1 rRNA gene is annotated in these 2,504 nt (G+C 51.2%); it reads left to right on the top strand.

The features are described from left to right. A 23S ribosomal RNA gene (locus tag I2H23_RS15025) occupies positions 1 to 2,504 on the top strand; the annotation flags it as partial.

Below are 2,504 nucleotides of genomic sequence, written 5' to 3'. Positions count from 1 at the left end.
AGATATGATCCAGAGTACCACGGGACACGTGAAACCCTGTGGGAAGCAGGAGGGACCATCCTCCAAGCCTAAATACTACCTAGTGACCGATAGCGCATAGTACCGTGAGGGAAAGGTGAAAAGAACCCCGGGAGGGGAGTGAAATAGAACCTGAAACCCTGCACTTACAAGCTGTGGGAGCACATTTCTTGTGTGACCGCGTACTTTTTGTAGAACGGGCCAACGAGTTACGTTAAGTAGCAAGGTTAAGCACTTAAGGTGTGGAGCCGTAGCGAAAGCGAGTCTTAAATGGGCGATTTAAGTTACTTGACGTAGACCCGAAACCGGGCGACCTATCCATGAGCAGGTTGAAGCGAAAGTAAAATTTCGTGGAGGACCGAACCCACGAGCGTTGAAAAGCTCGGGGATGACTTGTGGATAGCGGTGAAATTCCAATCGAGCCCGGAGATAGCTGGTTCTCCCCGAAATAGCTTTAGGGCTAGCCTTGAGCTTAGAGAAACGGAGGTAGAGCACTGAATGTCCTAGGGGGTATTGCACTTACCGAAGACTATCAAACTCCGAATGCCGTCTTCTTTTGCTCAGGAGTCAGACTGTGGGTGATAAGATTCATAGTCAAGAGGGCAACAGCCCAGATCGTCAGCTAAGGTCCCTAAATGTACGTTAAGTGGTAAAGGATGTGGGATTGCACAGACAACCAGGATGTTGGCTTAGAAGCAGCCACTCATTTAAAGAGTGCGTAATAGCTCACTGGTCGAGTGATCCTGCGCCGAAAATTTCCGGGGCTAAAACGTACTACCGAAGCTACGGCATCATTTATGATGGGTAGGGGAGCTTCGTATGCAGGCTGAAGCATGACCGTAAGGACATGTGGACAGTATACGAGTGAGAATGTTGGCATGAGTAGCGAGACGTGGGTGAGAATCCCACGGGCCGTAAACCCAAGGTTTCCAGGGGAAGGTTCGTCCGCCCTGGGTTAGTCGGGACCTAAGCCGAGGCCGAAAGGCGTAGGTGATGGACAACAGGTTGATATTCCTGTACCACCAATAACCGTTTGAGGAATGGGATGACACAGTAGGATAAGCTAACCACACTGTTGGTTATGTGTGGCTAAGTACTGAGGCAGTCAAGATAGGCAAATCCGTCTTGATAATGCTAGGGTACGATGGGGAGCCCTTTTGGGCGAAGTAGCTGATTTCACACTGTCGAGAAAAGTCTCTACCGAGGTTAAAGGTGCCCGTACCGTAAACCGACACAGGTGGGTGAGGAGAGTATCCTAAGGCCAGCGAGAGAACTATTGTTAAGGAACTCGGCAAAATGACCCCGTAACTTAGGGATAAGGGGTGCCATCCATTGGATGGCCGCAGAGAATAGGCCCAAGCGACTGTTTACCAAAAACACAGGTTTCTGCTAAGTCGCAAGACGATGTATAGGAGCTGACGCCTGCCCGGTGCTGGAAGGTTAAGGGGATCTGTTAGGAGCAATCCGAAGCAGTGAACTTAAGCCCCAGTAAACGGCGGCCGTAACTATAACGGTCCTAAGGTAGCGAAATTCCTTGTCGGGTAAGTTCCGACCCGCACGAAAGGCGTAACGATTTGGGCACTGTCTCAACAATAGACTCGGTGAAATTGTAATCCCGGTGAAGATGCCGGGTACCTGCGACAGGACGGAAAGACCCCATGGAGCTTTACTGTAGCTTGACGTTGGGTCTTGGTACTACATGTACAGGATAGGTGGGAGACTATGAAGCATGGACGCCAGTCTGTGTGGAGTCATCCTTGGGATACCACCCTTGTAGTACTGGGATCCTAACCAGAGGCCTTGAATCAGGTCTTGGGACACCGTCAGGTGGGCAGTTTGACTGGGGCGGTCGCCTCCCAAAAAGTAACGGAGGCGCTCAAAGGTTTCCTCAGCACGGTCGGAAATCGTGCGAAGAGTGTAAAGGCAAAAGGAAGCTTGATTGCAAGACATACAGGTCGAGCAAGGACGAAAGTCGGACTTAGTGATCCGGTGGTTCCGCATGGAAGGGCCATCGCTCAACGGATAAAAGCTACCCTGGGGATAACAGGCTTATCTCCCCCAAGAGTCCACATCGACGGGGAGGTTTGGCACCTCGATGTCGGCTCATCACATCCTGGGGCTGTAGTAGGTCCCAAGGGTTGGGCTGTTCGCCCATTAAAGTGGTACGCGAGCTGGGTTCAGAACGTCGTGAGACAGTTCGGTCCCTATCCGTCGCAGGCGTAGGAAATTTGAGGAGACCTGTCCTTAGTACGAGAGGACCGGGATGGACGTACCTCTGGTGTACCAGTTGTTCTGCCAAGGGCATGGCTGGGTAGCTATGTACGGAATGGATAAGCGCTGAAAGCATCTAAGCGCGAAGCCAACTTCAAGATAAGATTTCCCACCGTAAGGGTAAGACCCCAGGAAGACTACCTGGTTGATAGGTCGAAGGTGTAAGTGCAGTAATGTATTTAGCTTATCGATACTAATAGGTCGAGGACTTGACC

Origin of the sequence: Romboutsia sp. BSD2780061687b_171204_C1 (assembly GCF_015560225.1) — a bacterium.
GTDB classification, from domain to species: domain Bacteria; phylum Bacillota; class Clostridia; order Peptostreptococcales; family Peptostreptococcaceae; genus Romboutsia_C; species Romboutsia_C hominis.
The sequence above is the reverse complement of the archived record's forward strand: the minus strand, read 5'-3'. Positions and strand labels throughout refer to the sequence as shown.